Raw genomic sequence first — 424 nt, forward strand, 5'->3', positions numbered from 1 at the left:
GGGCTCGGTTACTCCCGCGAGCAGTTCCGGGTCGTCCAGCTTGTCGGCGTCGTCTTCTTCGGCCTGACGATCCCGCTCTCCGGCTGGCTCTCCGATCTCTATTCGCGCCGCATCATCCTGACGCTGACGACGATTGCCATCGCCATCTTCGGCTTCTTCTACGCGACGCTGTTGACCAGCGGTCTCACAGGCGCTTTCCTGTGCTCGATCATCGGCCTCGCCTTGATGGGCTTCACCTATGGTCCGATCGGCGCTGCCCTGGCCGCCCCCTTTCCGACCACGGTGCGCTATACCGGCGCCTCGATGACCTTCAACCTCGGCGGCATCTTCGGGGCTTCGCTCGCCCCTTATATCGCCACCTGGCTCGCCACCCATTATAGTCTGGACTATGTCGGCTACTACCTCGCCGCCTCGGCCGTGATCT

The 424-nt window shown here is 63.2% G+C and carries 1 pseudogene; it reads left to right on the forward strand.

The window, feature by feature from the left end:
* Positions 1-424: pseudogene (locus tag FMN63_RS00095) on the forward strand (MFS transporter); the annotation flags it as partial.

Origin of the sequence: Stappia sp. BW2 (assembly GCF_008107695.1) — a bacterium.
Lineage (GTDB): Bacteria > Pseudomonadota > Alphaproteobacteria > Rhizobiales > Stappiaceae > Roseibium.